This is a genomic window from Pseudomonas sp. CFBP2511, from assembly GCF_030209255.1.
GTDB lineage: Bacteria > Pseudomonadota > Gammaproteobacteria > Pseudomonadales > Pseudomonadaceae > Aquipseudomonas > Aquipseudomonas avellanae.
Genome location: NZ_JARVSI010000027.1, coordinates 129,811 through 144,606 on the forward strand (window position 1 = coordinate 129,811; position 14,796 = coordinate 144,606).

At 57.5% G+C, this 14,796-nt stretch carries 12 protein-coding genes and 2 pseudogenes; 9 read left to right on the forward strand and 5 right to left on the reverse strand.

All coding sequences use genetic code 11. The features are described 5' to 3' along the window. The first annotated feature begins 97 nt into the window (after window positions 1–97). Entirely contained in the window at window positions 98–619 is a 522-nt protein-coding gene (locus QRN38_RS22590) for a hypothetical protein (RefSeq protein ID WP_005766169.1), read from the forward strand. A gap of 400 nt (window positions 620–1,019) precedes the next feature. Further along, complete coding sequence (locus tag QRN38_RS22595) at window positions 1,020–1,481, forward strand: DUF3574 domain-containing protein (RefSeq protein WP_005766171.1); 462 nt, start codon at window positions 1,020–1,022, stop codon at window positions 1,479–1,481. Between the two features lie 91 nt (window positions 1,482–1,572). Here QRN38_RS22595 and QRN38_RS22600 read toward each other — a convergent pair whose 3' ends face one another. The 3 genes from QRN38_RS22600 to QRN38_RS22610 all read right to left on the reverse strand — a co-directional run bounded on the left by QRN38_RS22600 (window position 1,573) and on the right by QRN38_RS22610 (window position 3,087). Further along, a complete protein-coding gene (locus QRN38_RS22600) occupies window positions 1,573–1,842 on the reverse strand; it encodes a hypothetical protein (protein ID WP_225982948.1) in 270 nt (89 codons plus the stop codon). Between the two features lie 38 nt (window positions 1,843–1,880). Then, on the reverse strand, window positions 1,881–2,525 hold the full coding sequence (locus tag QRN38_RS22605; RefSeq protein WP_057417753.1) for a hypothetical protein: 645 nt from the start codon (window positions 2,523–2,525) through the stop codon (window positions 1,881–1,883). Between the two features lie 67 nt (window positions 2,526–2,592). Beyond that, on the reverse strand, window positions 2,593–3,087 hold the full coding sequence (locus QRN38_RS22610; protein ID WP_005766174.1) for an Hcp family type VI secretion system effector: 495 nt from the start codon (window positions 3,085–3,087) through the stop codon (window positions 2,593–2,595). A gap of 532 nt (window positions 3,088–3,619) precedes the next feature. On the opposite strand from QRN38_RS22610, the gene QRN38_RS22615 reads away from it, so the two are divergent. Both QRN38_RS22615 and QRN38_RS22620 read left to right on the forward strand, forming a co-directional pair. Further along, on the forward strand, window positions 3,620–4,165 hold the full coding sequence (locus tag QRN38_RS22615; protein ID WP_057418429.1) for a BRO-N domain-containing protein: 546 nt from the start codon (window positions 3,620–3,622) through the stop codon (window positions 4,163–4,165). Window positions 4,166–4,193: 28 nt separating this feature from the next. Further along, a pseudogene (locus tag QRN38_RS22620) lies at window positions 4,194–4,316 on the forward strand (amino acid ABC transporter ATP-binding protein); the annotation flags it as partial. Between the two features lie 51 nt (window positions 4,317–4,367). Here QRN38_RS22620 and QRN38_RS28400 read toward each other — a convergent pair. Together QRN38_RS28400 and QRN38_RS28405 are read right to left on the reverse strand one after the other, a co-directional pair. Then, window positions 4,368–5,240, reverse strand: coding sequence for a methyl-accepting chemotaxis protein (locus tag QRN38_RS28400; protein WP_375233746.1), 873 nt, complete (start codon window positions 5,238–5,240; stop codon window positions 4,368–4,370). A gap of 33 nt (window positions 5,241–5,273) precedes the next feature. Next, window positions 5,274–6,296 (reverse strand): annotated as a pseudogene (locus QRN38_RS28405) (methyl-accepting chemotaxis protein); the annotation flags it as partial. 301 nt (window positions 6,297–6,597) lie between these two features. Here QRN38_RS28405 and mexE point away from each other — a divergent pair. The 5 genes from mexE (at window position 6,598) to QRN38_RS22650 (ending at window position 14,545) form a co-directional block, all read left to right on the forward strand. Next, on the forward strand, window positions 6,598–7,842 hold the full coding sequence (gene mexE / locus QRN38_RS22630) for a multidrug efflux RND transporter periplasmic adaptor subunit MexE (RefSeq protein ID WP_007246281.1): 1,245 nt from the start codon (window positions 6,598–6,600) through the stop codon (window positions 7,840–7,842). 12 nt (window positions 7,843–7,854) lie between these two features. Then, the gene (locus QRN38_RS22635) at window positions 7,855–11,046 is read left to right on the forward strand and encodes an efflux RND transporter permease subunit (protein WP_003380455.1); all 3,192 of its coding nucleotides are present in this window, start codon (window positions 7,855–7,857) and stop codon (window positions 11,044–11,046) included. Then, window positions 11,046–12,443 (forward strand): efflux transporter outer membrane subunit, encoded by a 1,398-nt coding sequence (locus QRN38_RS22640; RefSeq protein WP_010201131.1) that lies wholly within the window; start codon window positions 11,046–11,048, stop codon window positions 12,441–12,443. Before QRN38_RS22635 ends, QRN38_RS22640 begins: the two co-directional genes overlap by 1 nt. Window positions 12,444–12,600: 157 nt before the next feature. Next, entirely contained in the window at window positions 12,601–13,695 is a 1,095-nt protein-coding gene (locus QRN38_RS22645) for a tetratricopeptide repeat protein (RefSeq protein ID WP_057415947.1), read from the forward strand. A gap of 487 nt (window positions 13,696–14,182) precedes the next feature. Beyond that, on the forward strand, window positions 14,183–14,545 hold the full coding sequence (locus QRN38_RS22650) for a histone-like nucleoid-structuring protein, MvaT/MvaU family (RefSeq protein ID WP_003380449.1): 363 nt from the start codon (window positions 14,183–14,185) through the stop codon (window positions 14,543–14,545). Window positions 14,546–14,796: the final 251 nt, after the last annotated feature.

Genomic DNA, 14,796 nt, shown 5'->3' on the forward strand with positions numbered 1-14,796 from the left:
GCTGAAAACACAAAAGCCCTGACGCGCAAACGTCAGGGCTTTTCATTGCCGGGCCGGTCGCAGCGCCTCAGCGCTGCGTGACCGAACCGATCAGCAGGTGCAGCACATCATCGGCATGCCGTTGCAGCTCATCATCATCGGCATGGCGCAGTCGTTCATCATTTTCATCATCAATGCGCAGCAGTTGCTCATCATTTCCATGCTCATGCCAGGCATCGGCATCATCATGCACTTCATGCAATCAGCCTCGACGGTGCAGGTCATCATGCACTTCATCATCGGCATAGGCATGCCCATCGGCATCATCATCGGCATGTTCATGCCAGACATCATGTTCATCATTGCCATACCGTCTTCCGACATGCACATCATCGACATGTTGCCGCACTGCATCATCATCGGCATGCCGCAGGTCATCATCATCGACATCATGTCGGCGCTGTTCTTGAACATAGTCATGTCCATACCCGCAGCAGGCTTCATGGTGCACATCATGCCGTCGACCATCATCTCGCACTGCATGGTCGCCATCATCATGGGCATGCCCATCATCGGCATCATTGGCATGGCGTTGTTCATAGGCATCTGCATTGCATTCATCATGTTCGAAACTCCGTAATCGAAAGGGATGTTGAAATTCATGGGCGGATTCTAGAGATACGCAGACATGCCGCAAGACGCTGGTCAAACGGTCGGATTCAACGCTCAAGGCGCTTGATCCTCCATAAAAGCAGCATCCGACTCGTGCATCACAGCGGCATCAACAGCTATAGCAGCTGCCCATGACGCTGCAGCGTCGATCTGATGACGATGGATATGCTTTTGTGATCTATCGATAAAACAAAAAGAAATAATCGGTCTAAACAGCTGCCACTTTGATGAAGTAGAAACGCTGCAAGTTGGCCCTGCTTATTCTTTTTAGTCGCAATAAGCGGTTTTTTATTATTTCAGTCCCTGCACCTGGCTTCTTATAGTGAGCCTTCACTCTGAACGCTGTTATGTGCCCCAAGGAATGCCTGATGCCCGCACGTCTTCTGTTACCTGGCCTGCTATTACTGCTGGCCGGGTGCACTGCCACCCCCGTTTTGCCGGTGCATACAACCAACCCGTCCAGCGCAACCCTGCAGGGCGACAGCCGCCGCCCCGCACAAGCGCAGTGGCTGCGCACCGAATTGTACTTCTCGACCGGGTCGCTGGACGATCCGCAGCATCAAGTGAATGCGGCGCGCTGGCGCGAGTTCCTCGACAAGGAAGTCACCCCGCGCTTTCCGGACGGCTTCACCGCATTCGATGCCTACGGCCAGTGGCGCGACAAAGACGCTGCCCAGCCAGAGCGGTTGAGTACCAAAGTCATTGTCATCCTGCACGAGAACACCGCCACACATCGCGCAGACATCGAAGCCATCCGCCTGGCCTGGAAACGGGTGACGGGCGACCTGTCGGTGTTGCGGCTGTCGCAGCCGGCGGAGATTTCTTTTTGAGTGCTGATTCGCCATTGAACCTCGCCTGTACCTGATCGGCCATTGCCTTACAGGTTCGGCGTTTGATTGCCCACGTGAGCGACGTCGGCCGCTAAGCGTACACAACCAGAATCACGCCAAAAAGCATGATGGTTAATACGGCCTCTTTTCTAGAAAACAACACGCCAATAACGACTTGAAAAACGACAGCCATCGCTACCGCCATACCTCGAAAAACCGATCGATTGCTGTCGCCAGGCTCCAGGGTCTCGGCTGACGAATAGTCTGGCAGCAGTGCGAGGGAGTCAGGTTCAAACCAGTCATACTGCGAGCCCTGGAAAAACGCATAGGCAAGCAGGCATGTAAGGTAGACGGTGTACACGAGGAATCTGGTTAGGCACTTTCTTACTTTTATAAAATTCATATCATGAGCCGACTGAAGCGTTGCCAAGAATTGACAATGAAATTGCCATAACGAGTATCTCTTTTTATTTCCTCAAGCGACAAATCCATACCACGATTATAGCGAGCGCCTATAATCCTAACTTCATCCATTCCAATAGAATCGAACAGATCATGGTCGGCAAGCATGCGCAGATGCTTTGCGACTACATTGATATTGTACACATCGCGCTCAAGGCAGTTAGCCAGCCCCCTTAGCTGATCGGTATTCATATCGTCAGGGTTAAGCCCTAGAGTACGAGCTGCAGTACGAAGCTGTATGCTAACCCACCCGAAGCTTGTTTTTGCCGGCGGCACTGTCACGACTCTCGACGGAGTACCCAAATGGTCAAAGCTTCTTACCTCGAATGCGGCTCTATCTATAAAATTCGGATCGCCTCCTGTTTCAATCCAGCACACCCCAGCCAACAGTTCTACAGGAAGTGAATACTCATCCGCCGATGCTCTAATGTATTGTTTATTGTGGACTAACCACGCATCTTTAAAACGCTGTATGTAGCCACGCCCACCAGCAAAGCGCTCAGGCACCAGCTTCCAAAAAATGACATCCAGTGCACCCCACACTGGACTATGGTTGGAATTCGTACTGCAAAAATCATTCATATCAAATCCTTGATACCTGACTCACCCGCACAAAATATCTGCATTGGAATTCGCGAAGATAAGCGCTTTACGCAAACGGCTTGTTTGCGACCCTGTCCCACCCACCGGAAACCATACCCGCGCTAGCACCGTCTGTACGACGCTGTTGAGAGTATTCAAATTTTATTCGGCCATAGTTCAGTGTGATGGACTCTACCGGCAAGCCCGCATGCTCTGCACCCCGCCCACTGACGGTAGAGATTAAAACCTCCTCCATAACAATATCTAGGTATTTAAATTTCTCACTGCCAGCGCGATGCACTCGAAGCGTTACGGTTTTGATGTGCGAGCCTTTACAGCATAGTTCAAACAGCTTCGGCGTTGCGCGGTCTACATATTTACTGACCTGAAAATCTACAAGCGTCACACCGCCAGCGGACGCACCACCGCTTGAACTAGCAGAATGACTGATCGATTGCACCGCATCATAATGGTAGGATAATAACTCGATCCACCCCTTATGTTCGGCATCCACAGACTCACCTTCAATACCTTCCACTTTCATAAACGTATCAAATGACATGATGATTTCCTGATCTGAGATTTAAGAGAGCCCAACGTACACCGAACTTTTCACCTGTTAAAAGGGCTCATCATTCGAGACCTTAACTTTCAGAATGCGCCGTCAGACTTTTATGCTCATGCAAGTAGGAAGTTCACGCCAGCAACGTAGTAATTATCTCACTCAACGTGTAAGAATTTTCCATTGCGCCGCAGCCCCCCCAACAACCCGGCAAACCCTCCAGACTTTCGTTCTGCTCGACGAGCTACTATCCCCCCTTGCCACCCCACCCCCACCACGCTAACCTCCCCGCCGTTCGCTGCAAAACCAGCGGCTGGGTTTGGCGACCCAAAGAAAAGACAAAAATACGCACCATCGCAAAGCAGCAGATTCTATCGGTCTGACTTTCGCGCTATGGCGGCTGTGTGCGGGAGACCTTCGGGTCTGCCGGGGTTTGTCTTTTTGCCCGGTTCGCCAACCCTCGCACAGCTGCCACCCATTCGTTTGGCGACGATTCGTGGCGGCTCTTGATAAACAAAAAAGAGTGTCATACATGCAAAATATTGCTCTCAGAAACACCCACACCGCCTATTTCGACGCCACTCTGTTTCTGCGCCACAGTCGCATGCTGCGCGCCATTTTTACTGACGCCCAGGCGTGGTTCTGTCTGGCCGACCTTGCCCGGCTGATGGGCAAGGCGCTGGACCAGCGTGCCACGCTCAAGCTTGATGCGGATCAGCGTCGCGAGGTCTGGTTGCAGGCCAATGGCGAGTGCCAGCGGCAATTGATGATCAGCGAGTCCGGCACGCTGGCGCTGCTGGTTCATCACTACGTGCCGGAGAGCCGCGCGCTGCGGCAGTGGCTGACGCATGAGGTGCTGACGGTTTTACACGATCAACAAAACGTGATCCTGGACAACCCCAGAATGACCCAACTGCAATGGCCGGGCACTTCGCTGAGCGTGCTGCACTGGCGCAGCGAAACCTGGATTCGGTTGCGCGATATGCCGAATGTGGTGACCGAGGCAGCGCCCCGGCCGCAGCCGGCGTTATGGCGCAGGGTGTTGAAGCGGGTGGAATGCAAACGCACCGTTGATTGATGAACCCTATACCGTCAAAAACCGTAACGCTGATCGCGTGTTATTCATGGAGGGCGGCCGCATCGTGGCCGACGGCAGCCCGGGCGAGATTCTGCTCAACCCGGAAAATGAACGCACCCGACGCTTTCTGCAGTTGGTTGAACAGCGCTGACGTTCAGCGCTGCTTTTTGCTACACGTTATGAGCACTACACGCTGAGCGGGTCAGATCCGAAAGCGCGCAACCATGCCTTGCAGGTTACTGCCCAGGCGCGCCAGTTCTACCGTGGACGCTGCGCTTTGCTCGGTCGCGGTGGCGGACTGATCGGCGATGTCACGCACACTGATGACACTGCGATTGATTTCATCGGTGACGGCGCTTTGTTCCTCGGCGGCGGCGGAAATCTGCTGGCTCATTTGTTCGATGGTGACGATCGAGCGAGTGATCTCCACCAGCGATTGCTCAGCCTGGCGGGCCAGTTCCACGGTGCCTTCGGTACGCTGGCGGCTGGCGTCCATCAGCTCCGACGCGGCTCCAGTGCCGTGTTGCAACGCCTGAATCAATGCTTCAATTTCAGTGGTGGATTTTTGCGTACGCTGCGCCAGCGAACGCACCTCATCGGCGACCACGGCAAAGCCACGGCCTTGCTCACCGGCACGTGCAGCCTCGATAGCCGCGTTGAGCGCCAGCAGGTTGGTCTGCTCGGCGACCGCCTTGATCACATCGATCACCCCGCCGATCTTGTCACTGTCCTGAATCAGACGCTGCATGGCCTGCCCCAACTGCCCGACTTCACCGGCCAACTGGCTGATTTCGCGAGTGGCGTGTTGCACCACGCTGCTGCCGTGGGCGGCACGATCGCTCGCCAGTCTGGCAGCCTGCGCGGCGTCCTCGGTGTTCTGCGCAACTTCCTGCACGGTAGAGGCCATCTGGTTCATGGCGGTGGCCACCTGATCGACTTCCATTTTCTGTTGAGTCACGCCAGCGCTAGTCTGCTCACTGACCGCTGAAAGCTCTTCGGCTGCCGTGGCGATTTGCGTCACGCCATTGCTGATACCGCCAATCAGCGTGCGCAGCGATACGGTCATATGTTGCATGGTGTTTTGCAGCAGGCCCAGTTCATCCTGGCGAGTGGTGCTGATGTCGTTGGTCAGATCACCGTCGGCAATGCGCCGTGCTGCGATCACAGTGGCGTTGAGCGGACGGGTAATCTGACGGGTGATCAGGATGGCCGCCAACACACCCAGCAACAGTGCGATCAACGCCACCGTGAGCAACTGAGTGACCGCACTGTCTTTTTCCTTGTTGGCACTTACCACCTGACCGGCCATGAGGCCATCGGCACTCTTGAGGATGTCCAGCGACTGTTGGCGCAGTGTGTCGCGGATCTGGTCGTTCTGTTGCATCATCTGCGAAATGGACACCATCAGCGACTTGTACTGTTGCAAGGCCGCAAGCGCGGTGTCGACAGCAGGCATGGCCTGGTTAGGCAACAGGGTACGAGCGCTCGTGACCTGCGCAATCAGGCCGTCTGCAGCATCGAAGGTAATCTGCTTGTTGTCGGCCGTAGGAATGCTGATATAGCGACGGAACACCAGGCGAAAGTTGGTCATGCCGTTGCGCAAATCGCCGGCAATTTTTACTTGATCAATACTGTTCTGATCAAGCGAGCGAGAAGCATCTTCGAATGTCTTTTGCAGCAGCGTTTCAAAGCTTGCGCTGACCTGCTCGGAGATAGCAATGAGCGGCTGCATGGCCTGATCGATTTTCTGATTGTTGTCGACCAGTTGATTGAACGTCAGTCGCAACCCGCTCGCCTGGTCACGGATACTTCTGAGGATATCGGCGTTGGCCGGGACGGTCAGAATCCTGAGACCTTCTTCGATCGTCTTGCCCAGGCTATCAAGCGCAGTGCCGTAACTTTGCGCGTTGCCGGCGTCAGGCTTGGCCGCGTAAATCTGGGCAGCGATTCTGATACTCAGCACGTCGGCTTTCACCTCCGCGACCCTGGACGCCTTGCCCAGGCGCTCGATCAGCAGGTTTGTGCTGAGGTAACCAATAGCGGTTACTGTCAGTACACCCAAAAGAATCAGCCCGAAGCCGATACTCAGTTTCTTGCTGACGTTCAGATTGTCCAGCCATGTCGATTTCATCAATTGCGCCTTGGTATATTTCGGGATACCCAAGGATCGACGTGGCGCTCGACAACTTGATAGTCATTGCGATTGCAAAGATTGATCGGACACATAGCGATATAACATGAGCGTATTGACGGTTTTAGGGTAAGTGAGCGGCATCGCCCGTACCGCCTGTAGCCAGGCCTCGGCACGCCGCCCAGGCGCCCTGTAGGCGTACATCATTCTGGCTGATAGTAACCTTTGGTTTATTCGATTCGTTAATAACACCCCTCGCGCAACAGAATCCGCCCATCGTTTATTATCGGCGGAACTTCTCATGACCCAGACACTCAGCCATCTGCGCTACCCTCTCACCGCCCTCGCGTTGATCGTGATCAGTGCGTGCGGCGGCGGCGCGCAACAGGCCGCCACCGCACCCGGCGCAGCCAAGGTCACCGTGGCCAAGGTGCTGGAGCAACCGGTCAACGAATGGGATGAGTTCACGGGGCGCCTTGAAGCACCGGAAACTGTTGAAGTTCGCCCTCGCGTATCTGGCCAGATCGATCAGGTCGCGTTCACCGATGGCTCGGTGGTCAAAAAAGGTGACCTGCTGTTCCAGATCGACCCTCGCCCGTTCCAGTCCGAAGTCCGCCGTCTTGAAGCCCAGTTGCAACAAGCCCGTGCGGTCGCATCACGTAGCGACAGCGAAGCCCAGCGCGGTGAGCGTCTGCGCAGCAACAACGCTATTTCCGCCGAGCTGGCCGATTCGCGTAGCACCTCGGCGCAGGAAGCCAAAGCCGGCGTTGCAGCCATTCAGGCGCAACTGGACCTGGCCCGACTTAACCTCAGTTTCACCCGCGTGACCGCTCCGATTGCAGGCCGCGTGAGCCGTGCCGAGATTACTGCGGGTAACATTGTCACTGCAGATGTCACTGCACTGACCAGCGTGGTCTCCACCGACAAGGTCTACGCCTACTTCGACGCCGACGAGCGTGTCTTCCTCAAGTACACCGAACTCGCCCGCAAGGGTCAGCGCGGCCAGACCACGCCGGTCTACCTGGGGCTGTCCAATGAAACCGGCAACCCGCACCTGGGCCAGATGAACTTCGTCGACAACCAGGTCAACCCGAGGACCGGCACCATTCGTGGTCGAGCGGTGTTCGACAACACTGACGGCAGCTTCACACCGGGGCTGTATGCACGGCTGAAACTGGTTGGCAGCGGCACCTACTCGGCAGTGCTGATCAACGACGAAGCGGTCGGCACCGATCTGGGCAAGAAGTTTGTGCTGGTGATGGACAAGGACAACAAGCCTGCTTACAGGGCTGTTGAACTGGGCCCGAAAATCGAAGGCCTGCGTATTGTGCGCAACGGACTGGCAAAGGACGACACCATCGTCGTCAAAGGCTTGCAGCGTGTGCGCCCCGGCCAGCCTGTAGACCCTGAAATCACCCCGATGGCCAGCGCCGACACCCTCGCCGCACTGCAAAAACAACGCCAGGCCCTCGACGCCAGCACCCAGCCACAGGTGACGTCCAAAGCCGCCGTCAAAATCGCCAGCGCCTCCGCGCCGCGCGACTAAGGGACTCGTCCGATGAACTTCTCCAAATTCTTTATTTCACGGCCGATCTTCGCCGCAGTGCTGTCGCTGCTGATCCTGATCGCCGGTGCAATCTCGCTGTTCCAGTTGCCGATTAGTGAATACCCGGAAGTCGTGCCGCCGACCGTTGTGGTACGCGCCAGCTTCCCCGGCGCCAACCCCAAGGTGATCGGCGAAACCGTCGCTTCGCCGCTGGAACAGGCCATCACCGGTGTCGAGGGCATGCTCTACATGTCGTCCCAGGCCACCGCCGACGGCAAACTGACCCTGACCATCACCTTTGCGCTGGGCACCGAGCTGGACAACGCTCAAGTGCAGGTGCAGAACCGCGTGACACGGACCGAGCCCAAGCTGCCCGAGGAAGTCACGCGTATCGGCATTACCGTGGACAAGGCCTCTCCCGACCTGACCATGGTGGTCCACTTGACCTCGCCGGATCAGCGCTACGACATGCTGTACCTGTCCAACTACGCCGTGCTCAACATCAAGGATGAGCTGGCGCGACTGGGCGGTGTCGGTGATGTGCAGTTGTTCGGCATGGGCGACTACTCGCTGCGTGTCTGGCTCGATCCGAACAAGACCGCCTCACGCAACCTGACCGCCACCGACGTGGTCAACGCAATTCGCGAACAAAACCGTCAGGTCGCCGCCGGCCAGTTGGGCTCGCCGCCTTCGCCGAATGCCACCAGTTTTCAGATGTCGATCAACACCCAGGGCCGTCTGGTCAGTGAGGAAGAGTTTGAAAACGTCGTGGTCCGCGCCGGGCCAGACGGAGAAATTACCCGCCTGAAGGACGTCGCACGTATCGAGCTGGGTTCCAGTCAGTACGCCCTGCGCTCGCTGCTCAATAACCAGCCTGCCGTGGCAATGCCGATCTTTCAGCGCCCAGGCTCCAACGCCATCGACATTTCCAACGATGTGCGGGCACGGATGGCCGAGCTGAAAAAAGGCTTCCCCGAAGGCATGGACTACAGCATCGTCTATGACCCGACCATCTTTGTGCGCGGCTCCATCGAGGCGGTGATCCATACACTGTTCGAAGCACTGATTCTGGTGGTGCTGGTGGTGGTGCTGTTCCTGCAGACCTGGCGCGCCTCGATCATCCCGCTGGTGGCTGTACCGGTGTCACTGATCGGCACCTTCGCTGTGATGCACATGTTCGGCTTCTCGCTGAACGCGCTGTCTTTGTTCGGCCTGGTACTGGCCATCGGCATCGTGGTAGACGACGCGATTGTGGTGGTCGAGAACGTAGAACGTAACATCGAGCTGGGGCTTGAACCGGTCGAGGCAACACACAAGGCCATGGCTGAGGTGACGGGGCCGATCATTGCCACGGCGCTGGTGTTGTGCGCGGTGTTTGTACCGGCAGCGTTTATTTCTGGCCTTACCGGGCAGTTTTATAAACAGTTCGCACTGACCATTGCCATCTCGACGGTCATCTCGGCGTTCAACTCACTGACCCTGTCGCCGGCGCTGGCCGCGGTATTGCTTAAAGCTCACGATGCACCCAAGGATCGCTTCTCGCGTTTCCTCGATAAAATACTCGGAGGCTGGCTGTTCCGCCCGTTCAACCGCTTCTTTGAAAAAGCCAGCCACGGCTATGTGGGCACCGTCGCACGGGTCATTCGCAGCAGCGGCATCGCGTTGCTGGTCTATGCGGGGCTGATGGTTCTGACCTGGCTGGGCTTCGCCAGCACACCAACCGGTTTTGTGCCAAGCCAGGACAAGCAATACCTGGTGGCATTTGCCCAGTTGCCGGACGCCGCGAGCCTGGACCGCACCGAGGACGTGATCAAGCGCATGTCGGAGCTGGCTCTCAAGCAACCCGGCGTGGAAAACGCGATTGCCTTCCCGGGTCTGTCCATCAACGGCTTCACCAACAGCCCTAACAACGGCGTGGTATTCGTCGCCCTCAAGCCTTTCGATGAACGCAAGGACCCAAGCCTGTCGGCCAACGCCATCGCCGGTGCCCTGAACGGCCAGTTCGCGTCGATTCAGGAAGCCTACATGGCGATCTTCCCGCCACCGCCGGTACAAGGGCTGGGCACCATTGGCGGCTTCCGCTTGCAGATCGAGGATCGTGGCAACCTGGGTTACGACGAGCTGTACAAGGAAACCCAGAACATCATCACCAAAAGCCGCAGCGTGCCGGAACTGGCCGGGTTGTTCACCAGCTACACGGTGAACGTGCCGCAGGTCGATGCCGCGATTGACCGCGAGAAGGCCAAGACTCATGGCGTGGCCGTCAGCGATATCTTCGACACCCTGCAGGTGTACCTGGGCTCGCTGTATGCCAACGACTTCAACCGTTTTGGCCGCACTTATCAGGTCAACGTCCAGGCTGAACAACAGTTCCGCCAGGATGCCGATCAGATCGGTCAGCTCAAGGTGCGCAACAATCTGGGAGAAATGATACCGCTGGCGACCTTCGTCAAGGTCAGTGACACCGCAGGTCCCGACCGCGTGATGCACTACAACGGTTTCATTACCGCCGAGATCAACGGCGCAGCCGCACCGGGCTTCAGCTCTGGCCAGGCGCAGACCGCCGTGGAAAAACTGCTGCGTGAAGAACTGCCCAATGGCATGGTCTACGAATGGACCGACCTGACCTACCAGCAGATTCTCTCGGGCAACACCGCGCTGTTCGTCTTCCCGCTCTGCGTGTTGCTGGCGTTCCTGGTGCTGGCCGCTCAGTACGAAAGCTGGAGCCTGCCGCTGGCGGTGATCCTGATCGTACCGATGACCCTGCTGTCGGCCATTGCCGGGGTGATCATTGCCGGTAGCGACAACAACATCTTCACCCAGATCGGCCTGATCGTACTGGTGGGGCTTGCGTGCAAGAACGCGATTCTGATCGTCGAGTTCGCCAAGGACAAACAGGCCGAGGGCATGAGCCCGCTGGATGCAGTGCTGGAAGCCTGCCGCCTGCGTCTGCGTCCGATCCTGATGACCTCGTTTGCCTTCATCATGGGTGTGGTGCCACTGGTACTTTCCAGCGGTGCCGGTGCCGAGATGCGTCACGCGATGGGGGTCGCGGTGTTCTCCGGGATGCTCGGCGTCACCTTCTTCGGCTTGCTGCTGACGCCGGTGTTCTACGTGCTGATCCGTAACTACGTTGGACGTCAAGAGGCCCGCAAGGCCGCCAAGGCGCAAAAACTGCAAAACCTGCCTGCGGAGATGCATTGATGAGCGCGTTTAAAGTCTTTGTCCCGAGCCTGTTGGTTCTGGCGCTGGCGGCCTGCGCCGTCGGCCCGGACTACAAGGCACCGGTCACCGCGCCTGCGACCCTGGCCTCGGCGGCCAAGGGCAACTATGACCGCAGCAAGGTCAACACCCTGTGGTGGCAGCAGTTCGAGGACCCGACCCTTAACAAGCTGGTGGCCCAGTCACTGGACGGCAACCGTGACTTGCGCGTCGCATTTGCCCGCCTCAAGGCTGCACGGGCGATTCGCGATGACGTCGCCAACGACGTCATGCCGGTGGTGACCAGCCGGGCCAGCAGTGACATCGGCAAAGGCCAGCAGCCCGGTATCACCGAGCGCCGCGTCAACAGCGAGCGTTACGATCTGGGCCTGGACATGGCCTGGGAGCTGGACCTGTTCGGACGCATTCAGCGACAACTGGAAGCCAGCGATGCCGACCAGGAAGCTGCCGAAGCCAATCTGTATCAGCTTCAGGTCACGCTGATCGCCGAAGTGGTCGATGCCTACGGGCAACTGCGCGGCGCTCAATTGCGTGAAGCCATCGCCCGGGACAACCTGACCAACCAGCAGAAGTCTCAGGGCATCACCACTCAACTGCGCGATGCCGGTGTCGGCAACGAGCTGGACGTCGTACGCGCCGACGCACGCCTTGCAGCGGTTGAAGCAACTGTTCCGCAATTGCAGGCAGAGCAGGCGCGCCAGCGCAATCGCATTGCAACATTGCTGGGCGAGCGACCAGACACCCTCAGCGTGGACCTGAGCCCGAGCAAATTGCCCGCGATTGCCAAGGCCTTGCCTATCGGCGATGCAACGCAGGTGTTGCGCAATCGCCCTGACATACGTGCTGCCGAGCGCCAACTGGCTGCCTCGACTGCGCGTATCGGCGTGGCGACGGCCGACCTGTTTCCACGCGTCAGCCTGAGCGGTTTTCTGGGCTACACCGCCGGACGTGGCTCGCAGATAGGTTCCTCTGCGGCCAGAGCCTGGTCGCTGGGGCCGAGCATCACCTGGGCAGCCTTCGATCTGGGCAGTGTGCGGGCGCAGATTCGCAGCGCAGATGCCGATGCCGAAGGCGCGTTGGCCAACTACGAGCAACAAGTGCTGCTGGCGCTTGAGGAATCGGAAAACGCGTTCAGCGATTACGACAAACGCCAGCAGCGACTGGTGGCACTGATGCGCCAGAGTGACGCGAGTCGCTCGGCAGCACGACTCGCCTCGGTGCAATACCGTGAAGGCACCGCCGATTTTCTGGTGTTGCTGGATGCAGAGCGCGAGCGTCTGGCAGCCGAGGACTCTCAGGCTCAGGCAGAAATCGAGCTGTATCGCGGCATCGTGGCAATCTACAAGGCACTGGGCGGTGGCTGGCAGCCGCAAGCCTGATACGCAAGTCTGATAAATGTAACGCCGTGTAAAACGCCCCGCGCCCCTCAAAGGCGCGGGGCTTTTTTCTGCCAGTTGTTCAATGCCCGTAAGATTGACGTTTGACAGCTGCCACCGACTCCCCGAAGCTGCAACCCGTCAAGCATTGGAAACCGATATGCCCAGACTGCCTTTCAAGGGGTTATCGCCTCAACCCACTACTCGACGTCGCTGGCAGACAGGCGCAGCGGCCGCGACGCTGCTGACGCTTGCACTGGCGTTCTGGTGGTGGCGCACGCCAGTACAGACAACGCCAGTCAAGTTGAGCCATACCTACGCCCAGGCACTGGAGCAGGCACATGACGGCAAGCCCGGCGCGGCGCGCGTGCTGTATCAGCAACTGGCACGCACCGATCTGTCTGACGAGCAACGCATCACGCTGCTCGCCGAATTGAGCGACTACCCCAGCCCTCAAGCGCTCAAGCTGCTGGACGCAGGCCTTGGCGACGCTTCCGGCCAGGTGCGCAAGGCGGCCATCGACGCCAGCGTGAAGCTGGTCTCCAACAGCCAGCGCAGCCTGTTACTGGGCCCACTGCTGGACGACCCCGAGCAATCCGTCAGGTTTCACGCCACCCGTGCGCTGCTCGGCTTGTCACCCGACGAGCTGGGCCTGTACTTTGCCGTCCTGCAACAAAGTGCCGAGGCGTTTCAGGAGTCGCTCAAAAGCCAGCCTCAGGATGCTCAGAACCAGCTGCAACTGGCCAGACTGTATCTGCAGACCGGGGATCTCGAACCTGCGGTCGCGGCGCTGCAACGGGCCACCTCACTGGACCCCGGTAATATCGAAGCGGCACTCGCCCACATCGAGCTACTGGACCGCAAGGGCCAGGCCGAACAGGCGCGCAGTCTGTTTGCCGGGCTGCTGGAGCGCAACCCCGGCTCGTCAATCCTCCAGCATGCACTGGGTATGTGGCTGTTGAACCACGGGCAGGCCGAATTTGCCTTGCTCAGCCTGGCCAAGGCCACCGAGCTGGCACCCGACAACAACGACTATCGCTACGATCTGGCGGTTGCCCTGCATTCCTTGAACGAGCTTGAGGCGGCGCAAAAGCAGCTGACGCAGATCGTTCAAAACCAGCCCGCAAACCGCAAGGCCAGGGTGCTGCTGATTCAGTACTGGAAAGAAACCGGCCAGCTGCAGAATGTCCAGATATTGTTGGCGGAGCTTGAGCAGCAGAATCCTGACGACCCGGTGCTGCAACAGGGGTTGTAGAGTCAAAAAAACGACAAAAAGACAGGCCAAAGGCCATCCTTTGACACAGCTGCACGCCTTTCAACTCGCTGCCTACAGACATTCCTGCCTCTCGCGCATCTGACAGCCTTCATGCCTGTCAGATGTTTCTTTTTTTACGCGAGCCCTTATCACATGGCGCGTTTCTCATCAGTGACTATTATCGGAAATAACTTACAACGCACCGCGCCCCAGTACCCAGGAATCGTCACCTATATCCAACCGTGTCGAGCGGCTTCATTTAAGGAATTTGAAGAAGACTATTTTCTAACTGAAAAAAAAGGTGCATCATTTGCGTGCTACTGAGTTATAAACACCCTCTGTCTGCGCAATGACAAGCCGAAAAGGCCAAGTTTCACCATAGAAACCGCGGAGAGCGGGCAGAATTGATTGAGCGAATCGGCCAAAGAGTTTTGTCTCATCGCTTTATAGGGCTGACAACAGCCATTACATTGTTGGAGTGTATTACTTGTCCAGACTTGCCGAGTTTCGAGCAGCAGAGAAAGCCCTTCAAGAGCAGCTTGCACAGCTGGAATCCTTGAAGAATGACGCCGGATTGAAGAAGGAGATCGAATTCGAGCAAAAGCTCCAGACCCTGATGGGCACCTACGGCAAAAGCCTGCGTGACATCATCGCTATCCTTGACCCTTCAAGCTCTACGTCGCTGGTAGCGCCCGCCGGGCCCAAGCGCCGTCGTGCACGCGTGGTCAAGGTTTATCAAAACCCGCACACCGGCGAGCTGATTGAAACCAAGGGTGGCAACCACCGCGGTCTCAAAGCCTGGAAAGAACAGTACGGTGTGGACACTGTTGATTCGTGGCTTCGCGCCTGATTACAACTACGTCATTTGAAGCCCTGCACTTGCAGGGCTTTTTTTTACCGGCCTGTGCGCCCGTCAATCGTCAGCGCATTGCCGCCGCGCGAGCCTGCGTGACAACTGCGCAGCACCTTGACACAACCTGACATTCATACAGATCATTAAGTGAACTGGCCGGTACATCAAACTTCCGTGGCAGACGATATTAATACCGCGAGAATAATGACGCCAATAAAGTGCGGCTGATGCGATTCACTGCACAGTTA

Excerpts from the sequence above, each read along its gene's own strand:
- QRN38_RS22595 (WP_005766171.1), top strand. The coding sequence starts at position 1,020 with ATGCCCGCACGTCTTCTGTTACCTGGCCTGCTATTACTGCTGGCCGGG.
- QRN38_RS22605 (WP_057417753.1), bottom strand. The coding sequence starts at position 2,525 with ATGAATGATTTTTGCAGTACGAATTCCAACCATAGTCCAGTGTGGGGT.
- QRN38_RS22610 (WP_005766174.1), bottom strand. The coding sequence starts at position 3,087 with ATGTCATTTGATACGTTTATGAAAGTGGAAGGTATTGAAGGTGAGTCT.
- QRN38_RS22615 (WP_057418429.1), top strand. The coding sequence starts at position 3,620 with ATGCAAAATATTGCTCTCAGAAACACCCACACCGCCTATTTCGACGCC.
- QRN38_RS28400 (WP_375233746.1), bottom strand. The coding sequence starts at position 5,240 with ATGCAACATATGACCGTATCGCTGCGCACGCTGATTGGCGGTATCAGC.
- mexE (WP_007246281.1), top strand. The coding sequence starts at position 6,598 with ATGACCCAGACACTCAGCCATCTGCGCTACCCTCTCACCGCCCTCGCG.
- QRN38_RS22635 (WP_003380455.1), top strand. The coding sequence starts at position 7,855 with ATGAACTTCTCCAAATTCTTTATTTCACGGCCGATCTTCGCCGCAGTG.
- QRN38_RS22640 (WP_010201131.1), top strand. The coding sequence starts at position 11,046 with ATGAGCGCGTTTAAAGTCTTTGTCCCGAGCCTGTTGGTTCTGGCGCTG.
- QRN38_RS22645 (WP_057415947.1), top strand. The coding sequence starts at position 12,601 with ATGCCCAGACTGCCTTTCAAGGGGTTATCGCCTCAACCCACTACTCGA.